Origin of the sequence: Escherichia sp. KCJ4928, from assembly GCF_004352695.1 — a bacterium.
Taxonomy (GTDB): Bacteria; Pseudomonadota; Gammaproteobacteria; order Enterobacterales; family Enterobacteriaceae; genus ECMA0423.
Genome location: NZ_SJWV01000833.1, coordinates 1 through 255, shown reverse-complemented (window position 1 = coordinate 255; position 255 = coordinate 1). Strand labels below are relative to the sequence as shown.

At 62.4% G+C, this 255-nt stretch carries 1 pseudogene; it reads right to left on the bottom strand.

From position 1 onward, the window contains the following. A pseudogene (locus tag E0D98_RS26990) lies at nt 1–151 on the bottom strand (post-segregation killing protein PndC); the annotation flags it as partial. Nucleotides 152–255 lie beyond the last annotated feature (104 nt).

The window sequence follows — 255 nt, the reverse complement described above, 5'->3', positions numbered from 1 at the left end:
CGTGTTCAACCAGGGCTTCGGCCTGCTGACCGGTGGCATAGTGGGTATGCAGGATGCGACCGTTCCAGGCCGGCTCACCGTGCAGGTGGCAGTAAACGGTACGGAACACCCCGTCGCGGCAAAAAACGGAAATCGTGCTGCTGACTGTCATGAAAACGTCTCCTTCTGCTGAATCAGGTCGCCGGGCCGACCGGTTGCTCCCCCGGAGGGGCGAAAGCCCCTTCTGCCGTCCACTTCTTCGGGGTTTCTCCCCGC